General features: G+C 46.7%; 1 protein-coding gene. It reads left to right on the top strand.

Going from position 1 to position 702, the window contains the following annotated elements; translation table 11 throughout:
* A partial coding sequence (locus C6H66_RS26300; RefSeq protein ID WP_181150312.1) for a hemagglutinin repeat-containing protein occupies nucleotides 1-702 on the top strand: 702 nt, incomplete at both ends.

The following is a 702-nucleotide window of genomic DNA, read 5'->3' as shown; positions in this document are numbered from 1 at the left end:
GACACTGACAACGGAGACACTGAGAGGGCAGGGAGAAATTAGTGCCGGCAGTGATGTTACCGTTAAGGCGAGTCATTTGTCTTTCTATGGAGGAAAGTTAAAAGCCGGGAACCAGGTTCTGTTACAGGGAGAGCAAAATCTTACGGTGCGTGACGCAGATATTTCAGGTCATGATATTGCCTTAATCTCCAGTGGTGGTATTTCTGTTTCATCTGGAGAAAACAATTCCACTGTGGCAGGTACACGGGCATTCTCCATTATTTCTGCGGCTAATACGTTACATATTCTGTCTGAACAGGGCATATCGCTTTCAAATATGCTAATTAACCGGGCGAAAAATATCTTTTTGGCGGGGAATGGGCGGGTTGATATTAATCAGAGTTTGGGAGCGGATGAAAATATTGAACTCCATGCTGGAGCAGGAGTAAATCTGAGAGGCATTTCTTTGACCGCAGGGAAAGATATTACCCTGACAAGCGGTCATTCGCTTGATATTGGCAAGATCACCGCCGGCAACAATTTAACCATGATTGCCGGCAGGGGTATTACTCATACTGAGGCAATTTTGTCAGCCGAAGGGGCAGTTGCAATCGCCGAAAACAGCACCGCGTTGCACTCAGCTGAAGGGAAATATATCCCGGTGACTTCTGCGCTGATTGATTTTGGATTGGGTAATGCACCCCGGCTGACAATACATGTCCC

The organism is Photorhabdus hindustanensis (genome assembly GCF_002968995.1).
In the GTDB taxonomy this organism is placed as follows: Bacteria; Pseudomonadota; Gammaproteobacteria; order Enterobacterales; family Enterobacteriaceae; genus Photorhabdus; species Photorhabdus akhurstii.
This window is presented reverse-complemented; position numbering and strand designations above follow the sequence as displayed.